The following is a 24,871-nucleotide window of genomic DNA, read 5'->3' as shown; positions in this document are numbered from 1 at the left end:
ATAAAAAACTTGATTTCAAATATATTAGACTTGTTTCAAAACTACTTGACAAGATTAATTATAAAAATTATTTAATTTTAAAATTATAAACATGATGTTTTCCATGTTGCATAATTTAGTATTTTAGTATATAAATATGCAGTCTTTTTGCTTCTTTGTGCCAACAAAAGAAGTGGGGTTTGGGGCAAAGCCCCAACTATAATTTAAAAAATATTAAATTAAAAATTTATAAATTTAGTTTTGAAACAAGTCTATTATAGAATATTGTTAATTAAAAATATTAATTCATTATATAATCTGCTTATAAGCATTATTATTTAAATTAAATGTAATATTCATTACTTTATATTTTCATAACAAATTTCTATATATAGATAAAACATATTTGATAAATTGAATATAAACTATTAAAATACATTTGCAAAAATATTTTAAAATGATACTATAAACTATATAATTTTTTAAAAAGTAATTACTAAGGAAACAAAATGAATATAGATAATATTAATGATATAAGAAAAAAAGTAAAAACTGTAAAAATTGGAAATGTTTTAATAGGCGGAAACAATCCTATTAGTATTCAGTCTATGACAAATACAGATACTAGAAATATAAAAGATACTGTTGAACAGATAAAATCGCTTGAAGATGCAGGAGTTGATATAGTAAGGCTTGCCGTTTTGGATATGGATGCTGCAAAAGCTATTAAAGAAATAAAAAATCAAACGAAAGTACCTTTAATTGCTGATATACATTTTGATCATAGATTGGCATTAGAAAGTATGAAAAGCGGTATTGATTCTTTAAGACTTAATCCGGGAAATATAAAAGACAAAGAAAAAGTAAAAGAGGTTATAAAAGAAGCTAAAGAAAGGAACCTTACAATAAGGGTTGGAGTAAATGGAGGAAGTTTGGACAGAAGCGTATATAAAGAAGTAACTCCTGAAAACATGGTGAAAAGTGCCGCTGAACATATAAAACTTATGGAAGATTTAGATTTTACTAATATAAAAGTATCTTTAAAATCTTCAGATATAAAAACTACAATAGAAGCTAATACTCTATTTAGAGAAAAATTCAATTATCCTATACATTTAGGAGTAACAGAGGCAGGAACTTTAAGAAGCTCACTAATAAAAAGTACAAGTGCTTTATCATATTTAATAATGCATGGTATTGGCGATACTATAAGATACTCTATAACAGGAGATCCTATGGAAGAAGTAATGGCAGGAAGAATGCTCCTTAAATTTCTAGGCATAAGAAATGAACCTTCTATAGAAATAATATCATGTCCTACCTGCGGAAGATGTCAGGTAAATGTTGAAGAGGTAGCTAGCTTTATAGAAAAACATGTTCAGAATATCAAAAAGAATATCACTATAGCTATTATGGGCTGCGTTGTAAATGGTCCGGGAGAAGCAAGGCATGCTGATTTTGGAGTGGCTGGAACAGGAGACGGCAATTTTATATTTTTTGAAAAGGAAAATGAACCTATAAAAGTAGATAAAAATAATATTATAAATTTCCTTACAAAAAAAATAGAAGAGTTCTAATAAATCTATTTATATATTAAATAATTTGTATAATGGATAAAAAAATAAAAGATATCATAATAAACATAAGAGAATCATACAAAAATAATCTATATTTATTATCCGAAAAATTATTATCTGATATAGTAAAAGAAGATTTAAAATACTATAAATTATATATTTTATTTGCATATTTAATGCAGTTAGAAAACGATGAAGATAAATTAAAAATATCTATTGAATACTTTTCAAAAGCAATAAAATCAAATAAATATTATTTATTGGCATATTGCTATAGATATAAAACCTGCAAAAAATTATTAGAAATATATAAATCAAAAAATAATGAATATACAAAAGAATTAGAACAATTAATGAAGCAGGATATAGAATATTTAAAAAATATATCTAATAATTTTATAATAAAAAAACATATAAAAAATTTCATTAAAAATCCGCTATCCTATTATGATAAGGAACAACTTATATTAAAAACTTCCTCTCAAATAAAAAACTATATAAAGTATTTTAATAGAGAAAAAGTAAAATATGATTATATAGACATAATGGAAAATTATAACTTTTTTATTAATAAAAATAATGATGATTATAAAGCCTATAATCTAAGAGGATTTTTGAAATATAATCTTAAAATATATGATGAAGCATTAGAAGATTTCAATAAATCAATCAGCATTAATTCAATACAGGCTGAAAGTTATTATAACAGAGCAAAACTTTATTATACATTAAAAAATTATGAAGAAGCTTTAAAAGATTTCAGAAAGGCAAAGAAAATATTTTTAAGAAATCAATTTTATTCTCCTTTAGATAGAATAAAATGCGATCATTACATAGCTTGGTGCAATTATAATTTAGAGAGAGATGAAGAAATATTTTTGGATATTGAAGTAGATAATGATATTAATGATTTTTCTGAAGGCTACTACAATAGCGGCAAATTAAAATTCAATAAAAAAAATTATGAAGAAGCTTTAAAAATATTTTCTAAAGTGGATAGAGACAATAAAAATTATACAAAAGTAAAATATTATAAAAATATATGCAAACATAAAGTTAATAATAATATCAATATAAATTTAATAATTAATACTTTAAGATTATCTGATATTTATAAATATGAAAATGATTTTCATGTTGCAGAAAAATTATGCGATGAAGCTTTAGAATATATTGAATGTTTAAAAGAGAAAAATGATTTTTGGTATTTCTATCTTAAAGGAATTGCTGTATATGAATTATATGATATATCTTTTTTGGATTATAAATTAAAAGAAGAAGCATTGTATTATCTTAATAAAGCCAAAGATAATATTGACGAAGAAAACAAATATTATAAGAGAATAGAAAAAATAATAATGGAAATTACAGAATATGGTATTTGATATAAATACAAAAAATATAGAATTCAATTATAAAGATTCAAAAAAACATATTTCTTCTTTGAAGGAGATAATAAATACTAGTAAAAATATTTATATAATTGAAAGTGTATCCGGAAGAGAAAAAGATACTAATAAAGATTATAAAGTAAGAAAAGTAATAATAAAAAATCATGGTATATTTGATTATGACAGTTCTGAAAAAATAAAATATATAAATAAAAATGAGATAAAAAGCATAATAAATAAATCATATACATATTTTTTAAGCCGAGATGCCTTTGTAGAATATTATAATATATTGTATAACAATAAAATAGACAGCGAAGAATATATAAAAAGAATAAAAGAAAGAATAAAGCAAAGTCAATATATAAAATCAGTATTTCCGGCATATAAATTGAAAAGCGAAGAAAAAGGAAAAGAAGGTTATTTTTATTCTTTAGAAGAAATTGAATTATTTGACATAATAGTAGAATATTTTGAACTTGAGAGAAGTAAATTAAAGGATATTTTATACAGCAAAGATAATAATTATTATAATATAATAAATGCCAAAATAAAATGCTTATATAATAATATTAAAAATTACGAGTTAAAAGATAATGATAAAATGATATATTATGATTATAAATTATACTTCATACCTTTTTATATTTTTGACAATTTCAAACAAGAAAAAATAACAGAAGATGAACATAATAAACTTTTAAAATCATACAGAAAACTTTATAAATCATTCAAAAAAAGATAAGAAAGAAAAAAAAGAATATTTATATATGGAATTCAAACTAGAAAATAAAGAAACATTTTATAAAAAAAATCTTATAAAAATGTTTGAAGTATTTTCGTATGAAGATTATAACAATGATTCATATCTGAAAGAATATATTTACTTCAATAAAAAATTAATCGAATATCAGAAAGAGCATAATAGATATATAAAAAATTATACTGAGTTTTTCAATAATAAAATATTAATTTTTTTATACTTTACAGATAGGATTTCTAATGATGATTTTTCCTTCTTCAAAAGAAAGATAGAAGAACTAAAAAAAATCAATAGTGAAAATAATAATGAATACAAACCAATAAAGCTAACAAAAAAAGATGAAGATTTAATTTATAAAATAATAATAAAAAATAACTATCAAAAAACAGACATAGGATATATAGAGCTTTATAATTTCACCAAATATTATTACAAAAATTTTAAAGAACAATATAAACGCCATATAGAATTAATTTCAAAATACAGCATATTCAAAAAAATTTTAAAATAATTTTTGAAGTATTTAAAAAAGTGCATACTTCAAATGCAATATTCACTTTTTATCATATAGTAAATGTAAATATATTTTATAAAAATAATTGTACTTTGAAGTATTTAAAAAACTTAATACTTCAAATGCAATTAACAAAATATAGTTTATATTAACCAAGCATAAATTATTAAAGGAAAATAATCTTTAATAGTTATAAATAAAAAATATATAGGAGTTTTTTATGAAACACTTGAAAAAAATTATTTTCACAGCTGTATTAGCAACAGCATTAAGCACATCAGCATTCGCAGCAAGCGGATTCGAGTTCATACTCAATGTACCATTAGGATTAAGCATAGGTATTCCTGAATTACCTGCAGGAGCACCAAAAGATGTTATTAAAGGAGGAGTTGGTTTTGACGCTGGAGTTACCGCTCAATTAGGTTATATGATTGGTATAACTGAAGGAGTAGGTATTAGTATATTAGGAGAAATAGGATACGCACATGATACTTCTGCTTATTCTATAGACGGTTATGCTATAACAGGAATAGATGGAGCACCTAGAATAAATTTATCACAATCTTTTGAAAGCATACAAATAGGATTGCTTCCTAAAGTAAATATTGGGGCATTTGCAATAGGTATAGGCGGAGGGATAAAAATTCCTATGGCTTCAACTATTAATCTTAAATATGGAGATACTGATGCAGGAAGTCTTAAATTAAATATGAATGATATAGGTACTATGTATTCTACAGCATTAATAGGTTATATTAAAGGTACTTTCGACTATTCTATATTCTTTACTGATAAAATAGCTATGAATATAGGTTTATATTTGGGTTATGATTTTATGCCTAAAATTGCTACAGATGGAAGTGTAAGCGCTCCTTTTCTTGATGGAGGTACTTTTGATATAGGTTTACAGTTAGGATTTAAATTCGGACCTAAAGCATAATTTATCTATTAAAGAAAACAATCATATTTAAAAAGCCTGTCTTATATTTTAAGTTGTAAGGCAGGTTTTTTATTATTTTTTATATAATAATTTATTATTTTTATATTTACAAATTAAATTTATCAATATAAAAACCGAATTTTCTTTAACAAGAATATGAAATTTTTATAATTAAAGGTATTTATTATGAAAAAAATTTATATATTAATATTATTATTTATGATGACTATTAATATATACCCTAATATTTCAGACAATACTTATATTGATAAATACCTGCTTCTTACACTTAACGGCACTATAGATAACTCCCCTATAACTATGCATATAAAAATAAAAAATCCTGATTCTATTATGGAAGGTAAAATCAGCACAATAAAAGGGCATTATAAATATGTAATCAAGAATAATACTGTACAATTAGAAGGCAGTATTGATAAAAAAGGCATGACTATAAATACTCCTAATAATGAAATTTTTGTTTTTACTTTTAAGGAAAATCAATTATACGATATTATCAATTCAAAAAATGAAGTATATGTTAATTTAAATGGTAAATGGAGAAACAAAGATAAATCATCAGAATGCAGCATAAAAACTATAAAATTTATTCATTGTATTCATGAAATATATATGGAAAAAGAGTATAAAGGAAATGCCTGTGCTATAGGGAGCATATACATAGATAATAAATCTTTAGCCATATATAAAGGAAAAGTAACAAATATCACATTAAATGAATTAATCTCTGATATGAATGATAATCTCGATAAAAACATGCAAACCCATAATCAAAATGATAATTTAAACCATACTGAATTTTCTTATATTTCAGATTACTTTGATAATAATATATTTTCTATTATCAACTATTATGATGTATATTATTTAGAAAATGATATGATTTATAAATCTTATGTAAATATATTTGATATAGATTCATTGGTAAAAATAAATAATTATTTAGGAAATTTAGTATATGATACTGAAGAGTTCAGAACTTTTTTGAAAAATAAAATAAAAGAACAAACTGATAATTATGAGAATGATAATTTCTCGGAATATTTTGATGAATATATAACCTCGCTTAATTATGCTGAAATATATTTTAATACTGATGGTTCTTTAACTATTCATTTCTTTTTTACAAGAGAAAAGATAGAATATAGTTTTATAAATATAAGTATTGAGGAATTAAAACCTTATATAAGGCCTGACAGCTTTTATAAATACTTATTTTCTAATTAGATACTTATAATTTTATTATCATACATAATAATAAAATATTTACAAATTATATATTTGTGATATAATTAGAAAGCGATGCTTTATGTAATAAATAATTTTATATCAACTTCAAATTGGCGATATTTCTTTTATGGTCTGGATATAATATTGGTTGCTGTATTATTCTATATTATATATATGCTTATGTATAATACAAGAGCTTACAGCATAGCAATAGGTTTTATAATATTATTTTTTATAACATTAATAGCAAAAGTATTCGGACTTTCTACATTATCTTGGATATTTGATCAATTCTTTCAAGTAGGACTTATAGCCGTTGTAGTGATATTCCAAGCAGAAATAAAACATGCTTTGAGAATATTAGGCGGAAGAGCATTTTTAAAAAAGTCATTTAGATATGATGAAGATCAAATACAAAAGATATTAAGTGCCACATTTAATTTATCATATAAAGGATATGGTGCTTTAATAGTCTTTCAAAGAAATATATCTCTTCATTCTCTAGTTGATAGAGCAGTAAAGCTTAATGCTGATATATCCATAGAGCTTATTGAAGCTATATTTTTTAAAAACAACCCTATTCATGATGGTGCTGCCATAATAATGGAAAATAGAATAGCAGCTGCAAGTGCATATCTGCCGCTTACAGAAATAGAGCCTCAAATAAAAAATAGAAGATTAGGAACTAGACATAGAGCAGCATTAGGTATTTCAGAACAAACAGATGCAGTTGTAGTTGTAGTTTCAGAGGAAACTCAATGCGTATCTATTGTTCATAATGGTATATTAGAATATAATTTAAATAGAGAAGAATTATATAAAAGGCTTGGGGAACTTTTAGAGATAAAAAAATGAAAAGTAAAAAAACATCAAATTTAAGTAAATTTAATTTTAAAAAAATATTAGTCCGTATAACTAATAGATTAGGTATTAAATTATTATGTCTTTTAATGTCATTTTTATTGTTTCTATTTGTAAGATATCAAAAAGAATATACTAAAGACTATGTTGCAAAAATAGAAATAAAAAACACCCCTTCAAGATTATTAATAGCGAATGATGTGCCTGAAGATATTACAGTAACTTTAACAGGATTCAAAGATAATATTTATGAACTTCCTACAGAATTTAGTGCTTATATAGATCTTACAAATGCTGTTATAGGCAGCAATATGTATGAGGTTCTTTTAGATGGAGACATAGATTACTCAAAAATGAATATTACTGTTAATCCTAGAGAAATACCTATAATACTAGATGAACTATCATATAAAACTGTACCTATAAAAGTACCTGTAGTAGGAAAGACTTCTTACGGACTTACAATTGAAAATATAAGAGTAAATCCTTCTAACACTATAATATCGGGCCCTAAAACTTTAGTATCATCTATGAATGAAATTAAAACTTATAATGTAGATGTAACAGGCAAATATTTGGATTATTCTACAATATCAAGGGTAAATTCACCTGTAAATATCAAATCAGATGTTTCAAGGGTAAATATTAATATCATCTTTGATAGAAATCTTGACAGAAAAGAATTTAATAATATTGCAATAAGAATAGACAATCTAAGCGGTAAATTCAAAATAAACAATACTAATTCGCTTATAATAAATAAAGTAATTTTAGAAGCAAATAAAGTAATGCTGTCAAATTTATCGCCTGATGATATTAAATTATATATAGATCTGAAAAAATTAACTAATGCCGGTATTTATTCTAATATATCAGTAGAAGCCAATATACCCGAACATACCAGACTCCTAGAAATAGAACCTTCATTCTTTGATATTGAAATAACAGAAAGAGATAATAATATCATCAATACTAATGAAAATACAAATGAAAATAATTTAAATAATGCATCTAATGAATAAGGTAAATTTGTAAATAATGAAAAGATTAAAATACGGCGATGTGCTAATATTTTTATTTATAATTATTTTCTCATTTTTTTATGCTAAGAATCTAATTTCAAATAAAAGCAGTAAAATAATAATAGATACTCATGACAAATCTTTAAGATATGATTTAAATACCGACAGAGAAATTGCTGTTAATGGTTTATTAGGTGAATCAAAAATTGTTATAAGTAATGGGCAAATTATGTTTGAAAGCTCTCCTTGCAGGGATAAATTATGCATTAAGGAAGGTGTACTAAAAAATGCCCCTATAATATGCATGCCAAATGGTATATCTATAAGATTTGAAAAAAATATGGAGAACAATATAGAAATAGATTCTATAGTTCAATAGGAATATTTATGTTATTTTTAGAAAATATAAAATCTCATACAGGAAAAAGAAGAATATATGATATAATATTTTTTGCTTTTTTATCATCATTTATTGCCGCTGTTGAAAATATGTTTCCAAGACCTATACCATATTTCAGAATAGGATTTTCTTTTGTTATTGTATTAATGGTTGTAGATGTATTTACTTTCAGAGAACTTATACTTCTTATATTTATAAAAAATGTTTCTGTTGCTTTGGCTTTTGCTTATATATTAACGCCTCCTTTTTATTTAGGATTATGCGGAGGTATAACATCAATCATAGTAATGAAATTAATGAGTTATTTTAAAAATATATTTTCTATATTTGGAGTAAGTTTAGCTGGTGCTTTAATAAGTAATTTATCTCAGGCTATTCTATCTAAATATTTATTTAAATTGCCGGATATAAGATTTTTAATAATACCTGTATTTATATTATCACTTATTACAGGAAGTATAGTTGGTATTATCACTATGATATTATGCAATGATGATTATAAAAAAAGACTTCAATAATAAAAATAATTATCAAAGCCTTTTATATTTTTAAATTATAATTAATTAACTTTATTATTTTTGACTAGGATCAAAAACAGTATCTTCATTCAATAAATGTTTATATTCTGTAAGATAATAAGCTATAAGTTCATTAACCTGATCTTTATATTTCTCTTTTAAACTTGGATTAGTACCATATATTGCATCTTTCCATAATATTTTATTTAAAATATCAGTTACTACGCCCTGAAGAGTATAAGGAACTGCATATTGACCCACATGGTGGAAACCTATATTATGCATATGTTCATGAAACATTAAACCCGCTAAATTTGCGTATGCCTGACTCTCCATATAAGTAGAATAGTCTCCAAATAAAGTAGAGTCTATACTGCCCCAATTACCGCTGCTGAATCCTACCCATCCGCCTGTAGGTATTTCATTTTCAGGCTGAAGACCATGACGAAGATATCTTGATTTTCCCATTTCACCTGTACCAACCCCAGCTGCTGTATTCATTTTTCTATATACAAAATCATATTTAAGAGAACGAACAGTATCTATAACTTTTTGAGCATCATATTTATCTCCTACTTTAAGTACTTGTCCGTCATAACTGTCATTTACAGAAGAACCCAATTCAGCATCTGCAGCCTTTATACCGCTTACAAACTCCTCAGTATTAACTGCCAATCTGATAAGTGCCATACATATTAACATATATTTTTTTTCATCTACTGTGATAGTTGTATATTTTGTTAATTCGCTGGCTATCTCAAAACTTTCTATACCAACCTGCCAATATGGATATTTTGCATCAATACTTTCTTTACTAAAATCATCAGGCTTTAATACATTATTATTACATCCTAATACAGTAAGCAGCAACAAACTAAATACAAATAATTTTTTTACCATATTTTTCTCCTTATAAATTAATTATTCGGCAGTATTCTTATGCCAACTTGAAAACCTATGTCAAAACTAGATATAGTTTGTTTTGTTATTTTAGCTATGCTCTGATTATTTAATATCGTATTTTTAAAAGACATACCAAAATCTCCTCCTATATAACCGCCCAATACTAATGCGAATTTTTTATCAGTATAAACTTCATAATCTACAGAAACTCTAAGATATGGTATTATAGGCACATCAAATAAATCCTTTATCTGAAATGCATTATAATTTTCTATATTTCTATCAATATTCTTAGCATCATAATTTATATAAGATGACATAGCTCTGGCATATAAAGGAACCTTAATTCCTACATTCACTCCGAAGGAAAATTTCTTCCAATTAAATTTAGGGTATATTCCAAAAGACATACTCTCAAACATATAAACATAACTATTTTCATTTTTTTTATCTCCGCTTATGCTATAAAATGAAAACTCATCATGATTATATCCTAATTCACCTAGAAGACTTATACTAAAATCTTTATTTATATCAAACCTGTATCCTATATGAAATAAAAAACCTGCATCGAATCCAGCTGATGATTTTCTATTCACCTGTTTTACAGCTGATTCAAATTGAGTTTTCTGCTGTGATGTTGGATTTTTATTCGTTAAACTATACTGATTTATTCCAATACTTAAACCCAATGGAACAAATATTCCTAATTCTATACCGCTTTTAGCAAAAACAGTAAGGCAGCTTAAAAACATTATTATAAATATATTCAATACTTTTTTCATAATTTTCTCTTTATAATTTTTTTACATACTTAATATTAATTCATAGGTCTTATTTTAACGCCTACTTGTATACCTAAATCTACACTTGATATATTTTCTATAGGAGTATCAATTTGATTATTAATTTTTGAACCTTTTATCTGATATCTTAAAGCAAAGTCATAATCAATATATGCTCCTAAAACTATATCAAATTTCTTAGATGTATATACTGAATAATCTAAAGTTAATTTTAAATATGCTATTATATTTGAAGTAAAATAGTCTTTGTAATTTTTCATATCTATCATTTTTATAGTTTCAGCTGTATAGCCTAATGTCTGATTATATCCTGAATTATTGATTGTGCCGGATAAAAATATTTTCATTCCTACACCTACACCAAAAGAAAATCTTTTATAATTAATTTTTGGTAAAATACCAATAACAAGGCTGTCAAAAGTATAGTAACGATAATTCTGCTGTTTAAGTGCCGGAACATCTGTTTTACTGTCTTTTAATCTGTAATTAAAAGTATCTCTGCTGTATCCAAGCTCTCCCATAAAACTAAAACTAATTTCTTCATTTAATTCTAATCTATAGCCTGCCTGAAATAAAGCACCCGCATCAAACCCAATATGAGAAGTCCTTGTATTATTTGTAACATAAGTATTGTATGTAGTTGCCTGCTGATTATTTAAACTTGATGGAGCTTTGTCATAATAATGAATACCAACATTAAAACCTAAAGGAACAAAAACTCCAAGCTCTAAACCGCTTTTAGCGAATACCGAATAAGAAAGAACAAATAATACCGCTAATATTTTACATAATTTCATTGTAACCCTTAATTTTTATATTCTATACTTTTATAATAACACATATTGTCATATTAATCAAACGGTATTATTATAAAATTAATTAGTTATTTTTATCATTGTAATAATAACTATTATTCTATATAATAATGAATTATGGATATATTTTTTGAAGAATATGTAAATATAAATGGTATAGAACAATATTTTATACATTACCCAAAAAAATCAGATACTACTTTATTGTTTCTGCATGGAGGACCAGGAGAAAGCGAAGCATATTTTTTATATAAAATGCATTCAAAAACTCAAAACTATAATTTAGTGTACTATGATCAAAGGGGAACAGGAAAAACTCAGGCAAGAAATAAATCAAAAGATAAAGATATCACTATAGAAAAACTGCTTATAGATTTGAAAGAAACAATTAATTATATTAAATTAAGATATAATTCTAAATATATTATTTTGCTTGGGCATTCTTGGGGAAGTGTTTTGGGAATTGAATTTATAAAAAAATTTCCTAATTTAGTTTCTGCCTATATTGGTATGGGGCAAGTTGTAAATTTTCAAATAGGAGAGAAAACCGGATTTGATTATTGTTATAATATTGTGCAAAAAAGCGGTAATCAGAAATATATAAAAAAAATAGAAAAATTAAAAAATTATCCCTATATTATAAATAAAAATAATGTATTTGAAATATTTAAAAATTTTAGAGAAATACAAGTAAAATATAAATTAGCCGGGTATTATGAAGGCAATGATAAATTAAATAAAATAATTAAACAAAGTCCTATATACTCATTTAAAGATATGTTTAATCATAATTCATTAATATTAAATAAAAATCTTATATATTATATAATTGATTATGACACAAGTAAATTTACAAACTTCAGTATACCTATATTTTTTATATGCGGTGCTAATGATTGGCAGGTACCTACTGTTATTGTAAAAGAATACTATAAAACTATAACAGCTCCTGATAAAGATTTATTTGTAGCTGAAAATTCAGGACATCTTCTTAATATAGAAAATACAAAAGATTATAACACTATAGTAGAAGGTATATGCAGCAGGGTAAGCGGACATTAATCTTCTAAATTCCAATATTCAAAATCTATAGATTTTAAAGTTCCGTACTGTGCATAATGAGCAAAAATAATATTTAATTGTTTATCAACATGACTGCAGAATTTATTATTTATCCAAGTATTAGGAATACTCTGTACTATAGTGGCATAATCAAACATAAGGAAATTTACTATATCTTTTGTATTATTATAATTATTAATAATATTTATCCTAACCTCTAAATAAACCAGCATCAATGTAAAAGTCATTAAATATGTAGAATAAGGTTCTTTAGAAAATATGATAAAATTTGAACTTATTTAGATATCGGCTCAGGAGAATATCCTAATTTCCTTGATTCTTCAAAATAATACTTACTTTTTTCAGTGTATTCCTTCATCTTTTCAGCTGTAATGGTAGTAAGTTTGGCGTATTCATCATAAACTAATGACAAATAATAATAACTTTCAGCCAGAACAGAATTTGATTTATTATTCTTAATAGATTTTAAAAAGCTATATTCAGACTCTTTTAAATCTTTTACCTGTTTTTCTAATTTGTATTTATAAAGGGATGTTATACCGCCATTATTCAAAAGATAAAAATTATCCTTTTCTAAAGTAAGTCCATGCTTTATATCTTTTTCAGCATTATCTAAACTTTCTATATCTTTACAAATTTTATAATCTGTTAAATAGAGCCAGCCTCTGTTTATATATATAGAAGTATTACTATTATCTATAGCAAGAGCCTTATTATAATTATCTAAAGACATTTGAAAATATTTTTTATCATGAGTATTTTTATATTTTTCATTATAAAGATCTGAATATATAAGCAATGTGCTTAAATCATCTTTATCATTATTATCACTAACTATCCTGTTATAATCATTTAAAGCTAAATTAAAGTAATTCTCATTAGATGTATAATGATATTTTTTAGTATAAAGAACTGCTCTGTCTTTCAAAGTGTCTGTACTGCTGTATTCATTAAAACTATTAATATCTATTATTTTATTATAATCTTTTAAAGCAGCATCAAAATATTTATCTTCAGAAGTTTCTTCATATTTTTTATTAAAGAGCAATGCCCTGCTTTTTAATACCGCCGTATTGTTATCATCAAAACTCAATATTTTTGTATATATATTTATGGCATTATCATCATTTCCATTTTCAACCTCTCTTAAAGCCATAAGAGATAATTCATTTATATCTAAATTTTCATCATTCTTATTTTTCTTTATAACATTCCAAAATAAATTATCTCCCTTCTTATTGTATTTATAATAATCATTTTTCAAAACTAATTTATCCCCATCATTATTTGTATCAATAATTTTTTGCTCATTATCTAAACCTATTGAATTAACAACTCCTGATGTATCCAATTTATTAATACTTTCATCTTTTTTACCTTCATTATTATCATTGTTATCTTTATTAAAAAAACTAACATCTGAATCAGCACTTTCTAATGCTTCAGAATTACTCCCTCTAAATAAAAACATAGATGCAATAATAGTAAATACCGTGCCTGCAAATATAATAGCTATAGTTCTAGTATCTACATTTAATAATCCGCTTTTATCTATAATTGAATTAAAACTATTAACATGAGGGGCGATATATTCTTTATATTTTATTTCTAGTAAATAATCTAAATTTTTCTTTATATTATTTCTATTTAGAATATCATTTTTATTACTTAACTGAGTATTAGTCTGTATATTACTTTTATATGAATAGAATTTAGTGTATGTATTTGAATTATATATCCAAAAGCATATTCCGGCGATTAATAAAACAAGGAACAAAATTGTTAACATAACAACATTTGAAGAAGACTTTTCTATTTCAGGTTCATAATTTTCTTCATTTTTTATAAAATTATGCTCTTCTTCCATTTCCATGCAAAAATCCCGATATTAATTAAGATATTTATCGGATTGCATTTCATAAAAAGAAATAAATATGATAACTTGATCGTATTTTTTAAATATTATTATTTTCGTAATATTCTCTAATCATATTAATAATTTTTTCATTGCCTGTATCATAAGCATAATCTAAAGCTGTATTTGAATCATTATCTTCAATATTAATATTAGGATTATATTTAAGTAAAATATCAATTATATCAGTATTTTCTCTAATAACGGCAAACATCAATGCACTTTTACCATCATCACTAATAATATCAATATCAGCGTTATTCTCTAGTAAAATACTAACAGCATCTTCATAATCATTTATAACCGCCTGTATCAATGCAGTATATCCCATATTATTCTGATGATTAATACAAATGTCAAGCTCTAATATTTTTTTAATTATATCCATATTTTCAGAAAAACAAGCCTCTATCAATACATTGTTTCCGTCATTATTTACTTGATTAATACTTGCACCATTATCTAATAACACATTAAAAATATCATAATGTCCTCCGGCAGCCGCTGCCATCATAGCACTGTATCCGCAATTATTGACTATATTTACATCAGCATTATTTTTTATAAGTAAATCAACTATACCATTAAATCCGTTAAAAGAAGCAATCATTAAAGGAGATACTTTATCAATGTCAAGTATATTGACATCAATTCCATTATATAATAAATTTTCTACTCCTTCATAATTATTCGCCTCAGCATATATAAAAATCTTATCTTCATCTCTATTTATATCATATTTACCAGCACTGATTATATACTCTGGATATAAAAAAACATTAAATATGATAAATATTAAAATTAAATATTTTTGCATAATATAATATCCGCAATAAATTTATAAATATATAAAACTGATTATATAGAATTATGTTAAATTTTTATAATTGAAAAAATACAAATATGATGTACAATAAAAATATGAGTACCGCTATGTTTGAAATATTAATGTTTAGCCCAATGCTAATCGCCCAAAGCCTAATAATTTTACTATTATTTATTCTATTATACTATTTTATAAAAATGATAAATGTTTTTTTAACTAAATTACTTCACATAGACGAAAAACTATTAGACAAACTTCATGTTATTTCATTCGTATCTATTAACATATTAATTAGTGCTTATTTCTTTATTAGACTTTTATACAATATAAATACTTACGGAACAAATTTAAATACATTTATAGATAAAGATAATCAAGTGTATCTTGGAAATATAATATTTACTTTTATTTTAATATTAGAAAGCATAATTATTTCTAGTATTTGTATATTTAAAAATCATTTAAATGAATATATTGTAAAAAAATTATTTAGAAACAGTTTTTAAATACTCTTCTGCTTCTTTCTGCTCTTTACGAATAGCAAATTCTAAAGCTCTTTCACCGTCTCTATTTTTATGCTCTATATCTGCCCCATTTTCTATTAATAACTTCATTGTTTCTATATCATTAATACCAGCAGCAAACATTAATGGTGTTACAAGTTTGAAATTCTTAGCATTAACATCAGCACCCGCCTCAACTAATGCTTTTATTATATCATGCTCCTTTGTCAGAGATGCATAAAGAAGAGCTGAAAATAATGGTCTGTCTCTCAAATTAACATCAGCACCAGAATCTATTAAATACTCAGCTATTTTCACTTGTTTCTCAGCACATGCAAACATTAAAGCAGTTATACCTGTTTTACTTCTTGCATTTAAATTAGCTCCTTCTTCTACTAAAAGTTTAGCTATATCAAAATATCCCTTCTTAGCACAAATCATAAGCAATGTGAACCTAGACTCTTCATCTCTTGCATCCGCTAAAGAATTATCAGACTCCAAACATTTTTTTACATTTTCTATATCATTATTTTTCACATACTCAACTATATCAGACATTTTAATAAACCCCTCTTAGATAAGATTACTGCCACTTATAAGATTCTACAAACATAGTAGATATTGATATACATGCAACAGCCCAAATAAGAAAGAATATAACATTCTGTATATCTATCATGCCTTTAGTAAAATCAGAAAAATATGTTGTTATAGAAATAGCATTCAATATCTTGCTAGCCCCTGTAAACATTTCACTAAGCCAATTTATTATGTATGCAAATATTCCCATAGATACCCCTAATATAGCAGCTACTAACTGACTTTTAGATATACTTGTTGCAATAAGTCCAAGACCAAGTATAGCAGTACCTAAAAGGAATAATCCCAAATATCCGCTGAATATTACTCCAATATCAGGCTTTCCAAAAATCATAAGAAGTATAGGATAAACAAAAGTCATCACCAGAAGTGAAGCATATACAACCAATACAGATAAATATTTTCCTAAAACATATTGTAATGAAGTGATTGGTGCTGTCATTATAAGTTCAAAAGTTCCAGAAGCCCTTTCTTCAGCTATAAGTTTCATACAAAGAATAGAAAGGAATAATATTGTAAAAAATCCAATATTATACATGGTGTTTTCCATAACAGCAAGTCTGCTATAATAGATTTCTATGGTAAAAAAGTATCCTGTCAAAGCAAGATATATAAATCCTAATATATAATATAATGGCGATACATAAAAAGATTGAATTTCTCTTGAAAATACAACATATATATTTCTCATTTATCTTAACCTCTTAATTAATTATTTATTCTTCATTATTTTCTGCATTCAATACAGCATCTCTGATATATTTAGATTTATCAAAATCTTCATTTTTCTTCTTATCTGTAAAGTAAATGAATACTTCTTCTAATGATCTTTCTTTAGCCCTTATCTCCAGAACATCAAAATTGTTATTAACTAAATGCTTAACTATTTGTGCTCTAGAATCATTTCCTCTCTCGCACTCAATAAGAATATCCCCATAAGAGTTAGCTTCTGCCTGAACAACTCCATTAACTTCCCTAACACATAAAAGAGCATCATTATATCTGTCAGCTACTTTAAGTTCTATATTACCTCCCAATATTTCTCTATCCATAGCCATTTTCAAACCTTCTATTGTGTCTTCAGCAATAAGCTCTCCGCTGTCTATGATTAAAGCCCTCTCACAAGTATCTTCTACTTCGCTTAATATATGAGTAGAAAGTATAACAGTTCTTGTTCCGCCTAAACTTTTTATTAAAGATCTTACCTCTATTAATTGATTAGGATCTAAACCACTTGTAGGTTCATCTAATATCAGAACTTCAGGATCATGTATTATTGCCTGTGCTATTCCCGTACGCTGCTTATAACCTTTTGATAAATGCCCTATTATTCTATTTCTATATTTTGTGAGTCCTGTTATTTCTATAGTATTTTCCAAAGCAGTTTTTATATGTTTTCTTGGTATGCCTTTAAGTTTTGCACAAAATCTAAGATAATCTATAACTGTCATTTCAGTATATAGCGAAACATTTTCAGGCATATACCCTATTCTCTTTTTAATTTCTATGGGATTGTCGTAAACCTCATAATCATCTAAATAAACATATCCGCTTGTAGCCGGAAGATAACCTGTAATTATACGCATCATGGTACTTTTACCAGCTCCATTCGGACCTAAAAAACCTACTATTTCGCCCTTGTTTATAGTGTAGGATACCCCTTTTAATGCTATATGTTCTCCATAATACTTAACTATATTATCAACTTTGATCATTAAAAATCCTTTAAATATTAATTACAACAAAAGAATGTTATATTCTACAGTAAAATTATAATTTATCAATATATATATTTTAATTATATATTATCGCAAAATAATATTTTTTCAGTAATAAAAAATTATCATCAATACTTAAAAATTATATAAATAAAAAAGTCTGCCTACTTAGACAGACTTTTTTTATTCAAAATTAAATTAATGTTTTTTATTAACTAATATTACTGAGCTTCAGTTTCAGTAGTAGTAGTTGTTGTTGTATTGTTATTTCCGCTATCTGATGAAGGTTTAATATTTTTTATAGCATCAACAGCAGCTTGTCTAACAACTACGAAGTATTGATCATTTTGAGCTAAATCTATCAAATCACTTAAAGCAGCCTGATCACCTATTTTACCTAAAGCAACAGCAACTTCATAAACTATAGCCTGAGTTTTAGCTAATCTTAATTGGAAAAGCAAAGCAGCTACACCTTTAGGACTTCCTATTTCACCCAATGCCTGAGCAGCAGCTATAATATTAGAAGTTTCTTGTTCAGAATATAACATTTGTGATATATATTCTACAGAAGTTTCTGACTTAGCAGCTTTAGCAGCCTGTAAAGCCTGATAACGAACCATAGAATCAGAATTCTGACTAGAAGGTGCATTTAAACCATAGCTTACATATCTGTTAATTGCTTCTAATAAAGTTTCAGAACTAGCACCTTTTTCACTTAGAGCTTTGAAACACATAGCTTTAACTTGAGGACTGCCGCCTTCTATAGCTGATATTAAAAGTTTTTCATCTTGAGCAGCCAATGCATCCACAAAATTTTGAGCTAATTGTTCTCTTGGCTTATTGCCTGTAGTTTCTGTATCAGTAGTAGTTGTGGTGGTAGTAGTAGTAGTATCTTGAGCAAAAACAGATGATAAAGAAAATGCAAACATTAATGTTACGATAAATATTTTCTTGAGCATTATACAACCCCTTAATATATTAACTTCTATTAATAATACTATTATTATTCAATAATTGCAAGCAAATTTACAAAATTTATAAAAAAATAATCATATATAAAAATACTCTATTTATCATATATACTAAATTCTTATTAATTGCTAATTTTTAAATTAATTATTAATAAATTCCATATATATCTATTGCAAAAAGATGTATGTGTTTTATAATATAAATATATTAAGTAACATAATATATACAAAATAAAAAAATATAGGAGCGGAAATTATGAAAAAAATAATTAATGATGTAAATAATATAATATTAGAAGAACTTCAAGGCATGGAAAAAGCATATTCTAATATTTTAAAAGTTAATTATGATCCTATATATGTAATAAGAGCCAATAAAAATAATAAAGTATCATTAATTTCAGGCGGAGGTTCAGGGCATGAACCTTTACATGCCGGATTTGTAGGATATGGTATGCTTGATGCGGCTTGTCCGGGTGAGATATTTACTTCGCCTACTCCGGATCAAATGGAAGAAGCTGCTAAATCAATAAACAATGATAAAGGAATTATATTTCTAGTAAAAAATTATACCGGAGATGTTATGAATTTTCAAATGGCTGAAGAATTATGCAAAGCTGAGGGTATTGATGCTAGAAGTATTATCATAGATGATGATGTGTCTGTGAAAGACAGTTTATATACCACAGGAAGAAGAGGAGTCGGAGCTACTGTATTTTTTGAAAAGATATGCGGAGCTTCTGCTGAGAGAGGCGATGATATAAATAAAGTTTTGGAATATGCAAATTATTGTAAAGAAAATGGCAGATCTATGGGAATGGCTTTAACTTCATGTACAGTTCCGGCAGTTGGAAAACCTACATTTGATATATCTGATAATGAAATAGAAATGGGTATAGGAATTCATGGAGAACCTGGAAGAGAAAGAACAAAACTGAAAACATCTTCTGAAATAGCAGAAATAATGATGGAAGCTATATGTTCTGATATACCATATAAAAATGGAGATGAGGTTATATGTATGGTTAATGGTATGGGGGCTACTCCTCTAATGGAACTTTACATATTGTATAATGATGCTGTTAAAATAGCTGAAAAAAAAGGAATAAAAATAGTAAGAAACTTAATAGGTAATTATGTTACTTCTATAGACATGGCAGGTGCTTCTATTAGTTTAATGAAAACTAATGATGATATATTAAAACTTTGGGATTATCCTGTACATACAGCTGCTTTAAGATGGGGTATATAATTAATTTATTATTGCTAAAAATACAGGCAGTTAATTATTATAGAATGATTGTTTGCCGAATTAAAAAATTAATAGTTTTATTATTAATAATATTAGCAGAAATAAATATAGTTTTGAAATACAAAAAAGATAAATATAAAAATTGTGTGCTTCTATAAAGTTTATTTGGCATAACATTTTAGCAAACAATTTTTATTTTATAAAGGATATATTTATGTGTAATAATACAAAAATAAAAGAATGGCTTATTAATCTCTCTCTTATATATGATGAAAATAAAGATTATCTTACAAAATTGGATGCTGATATAGGAGATGCTGATCATGGAATAAATATGAGCAGGGGTTTTGGTTTTGTTAGAGACGCTTTAAATAAAGATGAGAATTCTCAAATATCTGCTATATTCAAACAAACAGCAACACTTCTTATAAAAAATGTAGGCGGAGCTTCAGGACCTTTATACGGTACTTTCTTTCTTAATGCTAGTATAGTTTCTGCTAATAAAGAGGAATTAACATTGAAAGATATAACAGAAATATTTAATAAAGGAATAAATGCCATATCAGCATTAGGAAAATCTAAAGAAGGTGAAAAAACTATGCTTGATACTCTATTTCCAGCCTTTAATGCTATGAAAGAAAATAATGAAAATATAGAGGATTTTAAAAGCAAAGTATTAATATCAGCTGAAAATGGAATGAAATCTACTATAGATATGATTGCTACTAAAGGAAGAGCTAGCTATTTAGGAGAAAGAAGTGCAGGTCATCAGGATCCGGGAGCCACTTCTTCATTTATGATGATAAAAGAATTAATAAATATTTTATAAAAAATTATATTAAAAGGAATTAATGTGGTTAGTTTAATATTTGTTTCACATAGTTATAAACTTGCTAAAATTGCGGCAGAATACATAAAGGAAGTTACTAATATTAATAATGTTGATATATCATTTTCGGGAGGAACAGGAGAAAATCACCAAGAAATTGGTACAGATGCTGTTGATGTCTTTAATGCAATAGAGAGTGTATATTCAGATGACGGAGTTATCATATTTTGTGATTTGGGAAGTGCTTTGATAAGTTCTGAACTTGCAATATCTATGCTTGATGAAAAAAAATCAGCGAATGTCAGAATGACTTCAGCTCCTTTTATAGAAGGAGGAATAAATGCAGCTATACAGTCTTCATTAGGTAAGAGTATAGATGAAGTTATTAATGAATCTCTTGAAAGCCTTACACCTAAAATATCTTATGTTAAAGATAAAGTTGATTACAATGAGAATAATAATGAAGTATTAGATAATATAGAATTTAAAGATTATGTGAAAGGAGAATATAAGATATTATTAGAAAATGGTTTTCATGCGAGACCTGTGTTTATGTTTATTAATTTGATAGCTAATTCTAAAAGCGAAGTATATATTTCCAATAAGACTAAACATAAGCCGCCTGTATCTGCTGATAGTATCACTAAAGTAACTTTATTAAATATAGAATATGGTGATGTGATGGAAATATATGCTAAAGGACCAGATGCTGATCAGGTTTTGGAGAGATTTGAACATTTGGTAAATGGTAAAATTGAAACCAAAAAGAAAAGCCTTCATCAAAACTCTATAAATAATAATATTATTGTAGTATCTGACGGATATGTAGTTGGAAAAGCAATTTATATGTATTTTGGTATAGATGTAAAAAAAGAATATATAAAAGATACCAAAGCTGAAAAAGATAAATTCAATACAGCAATTGAAAATGTAAAAAAGGATCTTATAGAGCAAAAAACAATCATAGAAGAAAAAAATCTTCAAAATAATGAATATCTAATCTTTGAAACTTATATATCTATGCTTTTTGATGATTATGCTTTAAAAGAAGTATACGATTTAATAGATAATAAAAAATATTCTGCTGCTTATTCATACAATAAAGTAATGAGAAATATATTTAAAAGTTTTGATTCTTTAGATGACGGATACATAAAAGAAAGAAAATATGATATAGAAGATATACTATATCAAGTTTTAAAATATTTATTAGATATAAAAATTAATATGCCTAGCGAAGATGATACTATATTAATAGTAGATAATGTATATGCTTCTATTATAACTGAATTAGGACAAAATATAAAAGGTGTGATTTCTATAAATGGAAGTGCGGTGTCTCATGCGGCTATACTTTTAAAATCATTGAATATACCTTATGTTATATATGACTCTGCTATGGAGTTAAAGGGAAAAGAGATAGTAATAGATACTAAAAATAAAGAGGGAAAATTTATTTATTTAAAAAAATAATAGCTTTTACTATAATAATTTTATATTGTTTTATAAACATATTACCCGTATATGAATTTATATAAAATTTGGAAAATACAATGAATTTCAATACTATCATTATAGTTGTAATAGTTGCTGTAGTAATATTATGGCCTATTATGAAAAAAATAACTAAAAATATTAAAATAGAAAGTTCAGAAAATATACATATAGCTTGTTTGTATGGAGATCTTTCAAAAATTAAGAGATTAATAGCCTCTGGGGTTAATATCAATTCAAAAGATTTCAGCAATAAAACTCCTTTGATGTATGCTGCAGAAGACGGGGCTTTAGACACTATAGAATACCTTATAAAAAATGGTGCTAATATTAATGATATGGATGTAAGAGGTGATACTGCTTTAATAATAGCTATAAAAAACAATAATATAAAAGCTACTCAGATGCTTATAGAAAACGGGGCTGATTTAAGAGTAAAAAATGAAGACAACAAAGATGCACTCAATATAGCTAAAGATATGGGATGCAAAGAAATTGTTGATTTTATAGAAAATAAAAGGGAAAATATATAAAATACATTTTCCCTTTTTAATTACTTCTTTCTTTTTATTTGTTAATTATTATTACTTCTTGTTATATTTGTGGATCCGCATATTGGACAATGAGACACTGAATCTTCAATGATATCATCAATTTGAGAAATATCATCATCTTCTGATATATTAATTTCTTTATCATCTACTGCCCAAAAATTAGAACAATCTTTACAATAGAAATGTATTAGATATTCTCTATAAGTTGGATAATTACCTTCTATTTTTCTATATCCATCTATAATGTTATGAGCCATACTCCCTCCTATTTTTAGTTCATATTAGAATAATTTAAGATTTTTTTATAAAAAGTCAATATTTTTTTGTAAATTATTTTTAATAAAGAGTTTTTTTATGTACAAAATTTATATGAAAAGTCATAGAATATTACTGAAATATAATATTTAAAAAAATTGTAAAAAAATGATATTAAACTTGTTTCAAAACTCAAATTTTTAATATTTATAGTTTTTTAATTTAATATTTTTTTTGATTATAGTTGGGGCTTTGCTGCGAAGCACACAGTCGTGCCAACCCCCACTTCTTTTGTGACGCCTGTCCGCCTTCGGTGTGGCACATACGAAGTACGCCTTCGGCGAGAAGCAAAAAGACTGCATATTTATATACTAAAATAATAATTTATAAAACATGTCAAACATTATTTTATAAATTATAAAATTACGAAATTTTCATATATAATCTTGTCAAGTAGTTTTGAAACAAGTCTATTATTTATAAACAATATTTTACATAAAAAAAATGTACAAGTTTTAATTACTGCTAAATAGGAGAAGCGTATGAAGAAAAAATTAAAACTTTTCATCTCTATAGTATCTTTAATGATGCTTTCAAACCTAATTTTAACAGCAGAGGATATGCTTATACAAGCTAATCAATTACCTCAAAATGCTCAAACCTTTGTAAAAACTAATTTCCCAAATGATCAAATAGTTTATGCTGAACAGGACAGACAATCATATAAAGTTGAATTAGAAAGCGGAACAGAAATTGACTTTGACAAATCTGGAAATTGGACTGATGTATCTGGAAATAATAGACCTATACCTACTCAATTTATACCTGCTGCAATATTAAATGCCGTAAAAACAAAATACCATCAGATTGAAGTTCTAGATATAAGTAAAGAATATAATAGTTATAAATTAAAACTATCAAATAATAGAGAAGTTTATGTATCTAATAATGGACAGATAACAGGAGATAAATTAGATTAATAATTAAAAATTAATAAAAGAGCCGGCATATTTTATTAATGCCGTATTTTTTTATTTAAAATATATTTACATTTTTTTACTTTTTATTTACTTTTTTATAATTTAAGTAAAAATTTTTAAAAAATATTGTAAAATAACTTGACATTTAGAG

At 25.5% G+C, this 24,871-nt stretch carries 27 protein-coding genes; 16 read left to right on the top strand and 11 right to left on the bottom strand.

The genetic code is table 11. The features are described 5' to 3' along the window. Positions 1 to 488: 488 nt before the first annotated feature. The 10 genes from ispG to A966_RS04620 all read left to right on the top strand — a co-directional run bounded on the left by ispG (position 489) and on the right by A966_RS04620 (position 9,216). Positions 489 to 1,556: a flavodoxin-dependent (E)-4-hydroxy-3-methylbut-2-enyl-diphosphate synthase gene (gene ispG, locus A966_RS04660; protein ID WP_008723052.1), complete on the top strand. Its 1,068-nt coding sequence runs from the start codon at positions 489 to 491 to the stop codon at positions 1,554 to 1,556. A gap of 32 nt (positions 1,557 to 1,588) precedes the next feature. Further along, positions 1,589 to 2,941 carry a tetratricopeptide repeat protein gene (locus A966_RS04655; protein WP_008723050.1) on the top strand — a complete coding sequence of 451 codons (1,353 nt, stop codon included), beginning with the start codon at positions 1,589 to 1,591 and terminating at the stop codon, positions 2,939 to 2,941. Continuing rightward, positions 2,931 to 3,692, top strand: coding sequence for a hypothetical protein (locus tag A966_RS13740; protein WP_232817743.1), 762 nt, complete (start codon positions 2,931 to 2,933; stop codon positions 3,690 to 3,692). Before A966_RS04655 ends, A966_RS13740 begins: the two co-directional genes overlap by 11 nt. 25 nt (positions 3,693 to 3,717) lie before the next feature. Continuing rightward, entirely contained in the window at positions 3,718 to 4,221 is a 504-nt protein-coding gene (locus tag A966_RS13735; RefSeq protein ID WP_232817742.1) for a hypothetical protein, read from the top strand. A 223-nt stretch (positions 4,222 to 4,444) separates the two neighbouring features. Beyond that, positions 4,445 to 5,164, top strand: a complete 720-nt coding sequence (locus A966_RS04645; RefSeq protein WP_008723048.1) for a hypothetical protein — start codon at positions 4,445 to 4,447, stop codon at positions 5,162 to 5,164. A gap of 186 nt (positions 5,165 to 5,350) precedes the next feature. After that, on the top strand, positions 5,351 to 6,412 hold the full coding sequence (locus A966_RS04640; protein WP_008723046.1) for a hypothetical protein: 1,062 nt from the start codon (positions 5,351 to 5,353) through the stop codon (positions 6,410 to 6,412). Positions 6,413 to 6,487: 75 nt separating this feature from the next. Next, positions 6,488 to 7,270, top strand: a complete 783-nt coding sequence (gene cdaA / locus A966_RS04635) for a diadenylate cyclase CdaA (RefSeq protein WP_039955467.1) — start codon at positions 6,488 to 6,490, stop codon at positions 7,268 to 7,270. Continuing rightward, positions 7,267 to 8,298, top strand: a complete 1,032-nt coding sequence (locus A966_RS04630) for a CdaR family protein (RefSeq protein WP_008723042.1) — start codon at positions 7,267 to 7,269, stop codon at positions 8,296 to 8,298. Before cdaA ends, A966_RS04630 begins: the two co-directional genes overlap by 4 nt. 16 nt (positions 8,299 to 8,314) lie before the next feature. Beyond that, entirely contained in the window at positions 8,315 to 8,677 is a 363-nt protein-coding gene (locus A966_RS04625) for a NusG domain II-containing protein (protein ID WP_008723040.1), read from the top strand. Between the two features lie 8 nt (positions 8,678 to 8,685). Continuing rightward, entirely contained in the window at positions 8,686 to 9,216 is a 531-nt protein-coding gene (locus tag A966_RS04620) for a Gx transporter family protein (protein WP_008723038.1), read from the top strand. A 54-nt stretch (positions 9,217 to 9,270) separates the two neighbouring features. Here A966_RS04620 and A966_RS04615 read toward each other — a convergent pair whose 3' ends face one another. The 3 genes from A966_RS04615 to A966_RS04605 are packed head-to-tail and all read right to left on the bottom strand — an operon-like array spanning position 9,271 to position 11,722. Next, the gene (locus tag A966_RS04615) at positions 9,271 to 10,116 is read right to left on the bottom strand and encodes a hypothetical protein (RefSeq protein ID WP_008723037.1); all 846 of its coding nucleotides are present in this window, start codon (positions 10,114 to 10,116) and stop codon (positions 9,271 to 9,273) included. A 17-nt stretch (positions 10,117 to 10,133) separates the two neighbouring features. Beyond that, complete coding sequence (locus tag A966_RS04610) at positions 10,134 to 10,904, bottom strand: outer membrane beta-barrel protein (RefSeq protein ID WP_008723036.1); 771 nt, start codon at positions 10,902 to 10,904, stop codon at positions 10,134 to 10,136. Positions 10,905 to 10,939: 35 nt separating this feature from the next. Then, a complete protein-coding gene (locus A966_RS04605; RefSeq protein WP_008723035.1) occupies positions 10,940 to 11,722 on the bottom strand; it encodes a hypothetical protein in 783 nt (260 codons plus the stop codon). 135 nt (positions 11,723 to 11,857) lie between these two features. On the opposite strand from A966_RS04605, the gene A966_RS04600 reads away from it, so the two are divergent. Next, positions 11,858 to 12,802 carry an alpha/beta fold hydrolase gene (locus tag A966_RS04600; RefSeq protein ID WP_008723034.1) on the top strand — a complete coding sequence of 315 codons (945 nt, stop codon included), beginning with the start codon at positions 11,858 to 11,860 and terminating at the stop codon, positions 12,800 to 12,802. Here the strand turns inward: A966_RS04600 and A966_RS04595 are convergent. The 7 genes from A966_RS04595 to A966_RS04560 form a co-directional block, all read right to left on the bottom strand. Beyond that, a complete protein-coding gene (locus tag A966_RS04595; protein WP_008723033.1) occupies positions 12,799 to 13,035 on the bottom strand; it encodes a hypothetical protein in 237 nt (78 codons plus the stop codon). The two genes, A966_RS04600 and A966_RS04595, sit on opposite strands and share 4 nt — an antisense overlap. Positions 13,036 to 13,097: 62 nt before the next feature. Beyond that, positions 13,098 to 14,690: a tetratricopeptide repeat protein gene (locus tag A966_RS04590; RefSeq protein ID WP_039955535.1), complete on the bottom strand. Its 1,593-nt coding sequence runs from the start codon at positions 14,688 to 14,690 to the stop codon at positions 13,098 to 13,100. Positions 14,691 to 14,778: 88 nt separating this feature from the next. Further along, on the bottom strand, positions 14,779 to 15,555 hold the full coding sequence (locus A966_RS04585) for an ankyrin repeat domain-containing protein (RefSeq protein WP_008723031.1): 777 nt from the start codon (positions 15,553 to 15,555) through the stop codon (positions 14,779 to 14,781). Positions 15,556 to 16,049: 494 nt separating this feature from the next. Continuing rightward, on the bottom strand, positions 16,050 to 16,625 hold the full coding sequence (locus tag A966_RS04575; protein ID WP_008723029.1) for an ankyrin repeat domain-containing protein: 576 nt from the start codon (positions 16,623 to 16,625) through the stop codon (positions 16,050 to 16,052). A 25-nt stretch (positions 16,626 to 16,650) separates the two neighbouring features. Beyond that, a complete protein-coding gene (locus A966_RS04570; RefSeq protein ID WP_008723028.1) occupies positions 16,651 to 17,358 on the bottom strand; it encodes an ABC transporter permease in 708 nt (235 codons plus the stop codon). Positions 17,359 to 17,383: 25 nt separating this feature from the next. Continuing rightward, positions 17,384 to 18,382, bottom strand: coding sequence for an ABC transporter ATP-binding protein (locus A966_RS04565; protein WP_008723026.1), 999 nt, complete (start codon positions 18,380 to 18,382; stop codon positions 17,384 to 17,386). Positions 18,383 to 18,606: 224 nt separating this feature from the next. Further along, a complete protein-coding gene (locus A966_RS04560) occupies positions 18,607 to 19,344 on the bottom strand; it encodes a HEAT repeat domain-containing protein (RefSeq protein WP_008723024.1) in 738 nt (245 codons plus the stop codon). A 268-nt stretch (positions 19,345 to 19,612) separates the two neighbouring features. On the opposite strand from A966_RS04560, the gene dhaK reads away from it, so the two are divergent. The 4 genes from dhaK to A966_RS04540 all read left to right on the top strand — a co-directional run bounded on the left by dhaK (position 19,613) and on the right by A966_RS04540 (position 23,464). After that, complete coding sequence (dhaK, locus tag A966_RS04555) at positions 19,613 to 20,608, top strand: dihydroxyacetone kinase subunit DhaK (protein WP_008723022.1); 996 nt, start codon at positions 19,613 to 19,615, stop codon at positions 20,606 to 20,608. A 214-nt stretch (positions 20,609 to 20,822) separates the two neighbouring features. Continuing rightward, a complete protein-coding gene (dhaL, locus tag A966_RS04550; protein WP_008723020.1) occupies positions 20,823 to 21,437 on the top strand; it encodes a dihydroxyacetone kinase subunit DhaL in 615 nt (204 codons plus the stop codon). A gap of 24 nt (positions 21,438 to 21,461) precedes the next feature. Beyond that, positions 21,462 to 22,910: a dihydroxyacetone kinase phosphoryl donor subunit DhaM gene (gene dhaM / locus A966_RS04545; RefSeq protein WP_008723017.1), complete on the top strand. Its 1,449-nt coding sequence runs from the start codon at positions 21,462 to 21,464 to the stop codon at positions 22,908 to 22,910. An 80-nt stretch (positions 22,911 to 22,990) separates the two neighbouring features. Then, the gene (locus tag A966_RS04540; RefSeq protein WP_008723015.1) at positions 22,991 to 23,464 is read left to right on the top strand and encodes an ankyrin repeat domain-containing protein; all 474 of its coding nucleotides are present in this window, start codon (positions 22,991 to 22,993) and stop codon (positions 23,462 to 23,464) included. Between the two features lie 41 nt (positions 23,465 to 23,505). On the opposite strand, the gene A966_RS04535 is transcribed toward A966_RS04540, so the two are convergent. Further along, positions 23,506 to 23,742, bottom strand: coding sequence for a hypothetical protein (locus A966_RS04535; RefSeq protein ID WP_008723013.1), 237 nt, complete (start codon positions 23,740 to 23,742; stop codon positions 23,506 to 23,508). A gap of 540 nt (positions 23,743 to 24,282) precedes the next feature. Between A966_RS04535 and A966_RS04530 the strand changes: the two genes are divergently transcribed. After that, complete coding sequence (locus tag A966_RS04530; RefSeq protein ID WP_008723011.1) at positions 24,283 to 24,720, top strand: PepSY-like domain-containing protein; 438 nt, start codon at positions 24,283 to 24,285, stop codon at positions 24,718 to 24,720. Positions 24,721 to 24,871 lie beyond the last annotated feature (151 nt).

Origin of the sequence: Brachyspira hampsonii 30446 (genome assembly GCF_000316195.1) — a bacterium.
In the GTDB taxonomy this organism is placed as follows: domain Bacteria; phylum Spirochaetota; class Brachyspiria; order Brachyspirales; family Brachyspiraceae; genus Brachyspira; species Brachyspira hampsonii_C.
This window is presented reverse-complemented; position numbering and strand designations above follow the sequence as displayed.

Excerpts from the sequence above, each read along its gene's own strand:
- ispG (WP_008723052.1), top strand. The coding sequence starts at position 489 with ATGAATATAGATAATATTAATGATATAAGAAAAAAAGTAAAAACTGTA.
- A966_RS04655 (WP_008723050.1), top strand. The coding sequence starts at position 1,589 with ATGGATAAAAAAATAAAAGATATCATAATAAACATAAGAGAATCATAC.
- A966_RS13740 (WP_232817743.1), top strand. The coding sequence starts at position 2,931 with ATGGTATTTGATATAAATACAAAAAATATAGAATTCAATTATAAAGAT.
- A966_RS13735 (WP_232817742.1), top strand. The coding sequence starts at position 3,718 with ATGGAATTCAAACTAGAAAATAAAGAAACATTTTATAAAAAAAATCTT.
- A966_RS04645 (WP_008723048.1), top strand. The coding sequence starts at position 4,445 with ATGAAACACTTGAAAAAAATTATTTTCACAGCTGTATTAGCAACAGCA.
- A966_RS04640 (WP_008723046.1), top strand. The coding sequence starts at position 5,351 with ATGAAAAAAATTTATATATTAATATTATTATTTATGATGACTATTAAT.
- cdaA (WP_039955467.1), top strand. The coding sequence starts at position 6,488 with ATGCTTTATGTAATAAATAATTTTATATCAACTTCAAATTGGCGATAT.
- A966_RS04630 (WP_008723042.1), top strand. The coding sequence starts at position 7,267 with ATGAAAAGTAAAAAAACATCAAATTTAAGTAAATTTAATTTTAAAAAA.
- A966_RS04625 (WP_008723040.1), top strand. The coding sequence starts at position 8,315 with ATGAAAAGATTAAAATACGGCGATGTGCTAATATTTTTATTTATAATT.
- A966_RS04620 (WP_008723038.1), top strand. The coding sequence starts at position 8,686 with ATGTTATTTTTAGAAAATATAAAATCTCATACAGGAAAAAGAAGAATA.
- A966_RS04615 (WP_008723037.1), bottom strand. The coding sequence starts at position 10,116 with ATGGTAAAAAAATTATTTGTATTTAGTTTGTTGCTGCTTACTGTATTA.
- A966_RS04610 (WP_008723036.1), bottom strand. The coding sequence starts at position 10,904 with ATGAAAAAAGTATTGAATATATTTATAATAATGTTTTTAAGCTGCCTT.
- A966_RS04605 (WP_008723035.1), bottom strand. The coding sequence starts at position 11,722 with ATGAAATTATGTAAAATATTAGCGGTATTATTTGTTCTTTCTTATTCG.
- A966_RS04600 (WP_008723034.1), top strand. The coding sequence starts at position 11,858 with ATGGATATATTTTTTGAAGAATATGTAAATATAAATGGTATAGAACAA.
- A966_RS04595 (WP_008723033.1), bottom strand. The coding sequence starts at position 13,035 with ATGCTGGTTTATTTAGAGGTTAGGATAAATATTATTAATAATTATAAT.
- A966_RS04590 (WP_039955535.1), bottom strand. The coding sequence starts at position 14,690 with ATGGAAGAAGAGCATAATTTTATAAAAAATGAAGAAAATTATGAACCT.
- A966_RS04585 (WP_008723031.1), bottom strand. The coding sequence starts at position 15,555 with ATGCAAAAATATTTAATTTTAATATTTATCATATTTAATGTTTTTTTA.
- A966_RS04575 (WP_008723029.1), bottom strand. The coding sequence starts at position 16,625 with ATGTCTGATATAGTTGAGTATGTGAAAAATAATGATATAGAAAATGTA.
- A966_RS04570 (WP_008723028.1), bottom strand. The coding sequence starts at position 17,358 with ATGAGAAATATATATGTTGTATTTTCAAGAGAAATTCAATCTTTTTAT.
- A966_RS04565 (WP_008723026.1), bottom strand. The coding sequence starts at position 18,382 with ATGATCAAAGTTGATAATATAGTTAAGTATTATGGAGAACATATAGCA.
- A966_RS04560 (WP_008723024.1), bottom strand. The coding sequence starts at position 19,344 with ATGCTCAAGAAAATATTTATCGTAACATTAATGTTTGCATTTTCTTTA.
- dhaK (WP_008723022.1), top strand. The coding sequence starts at position 19,613 with ATGAAAAAAATAATTAATGATGTAAATAATATAATATTAGAAGAACTT.
- dhaL (WP_008723020.1), top strand. The coding sequence starts at position 20,823 with ATGTGTAATAATACAAAAATAAAAGAATGGCTTATTAATCTCTCTCTT.
- A966_RS04540 (WP_008723015.1), top strand. The coding sequence starts at position 22,991 with ATGAATTTCAATACTATCATTATAGTTGTAATAGTTGCTGTAGTAATA.
- A966_RS04535 (WP_008723013.1), bottom strand. The coding sequence starts at position 23,742 with ATGGCTCATAACATTATAGATGGATATAGAAAAATAGAAGGTAATTAT.
- A966_RS04530 (WP_008723011.1), top strand. The coding sequence starts at position 24,283 with ATGAAGAAAAAATTAAAACTTTTCATCTCTATAGTATCTTTAATGATG.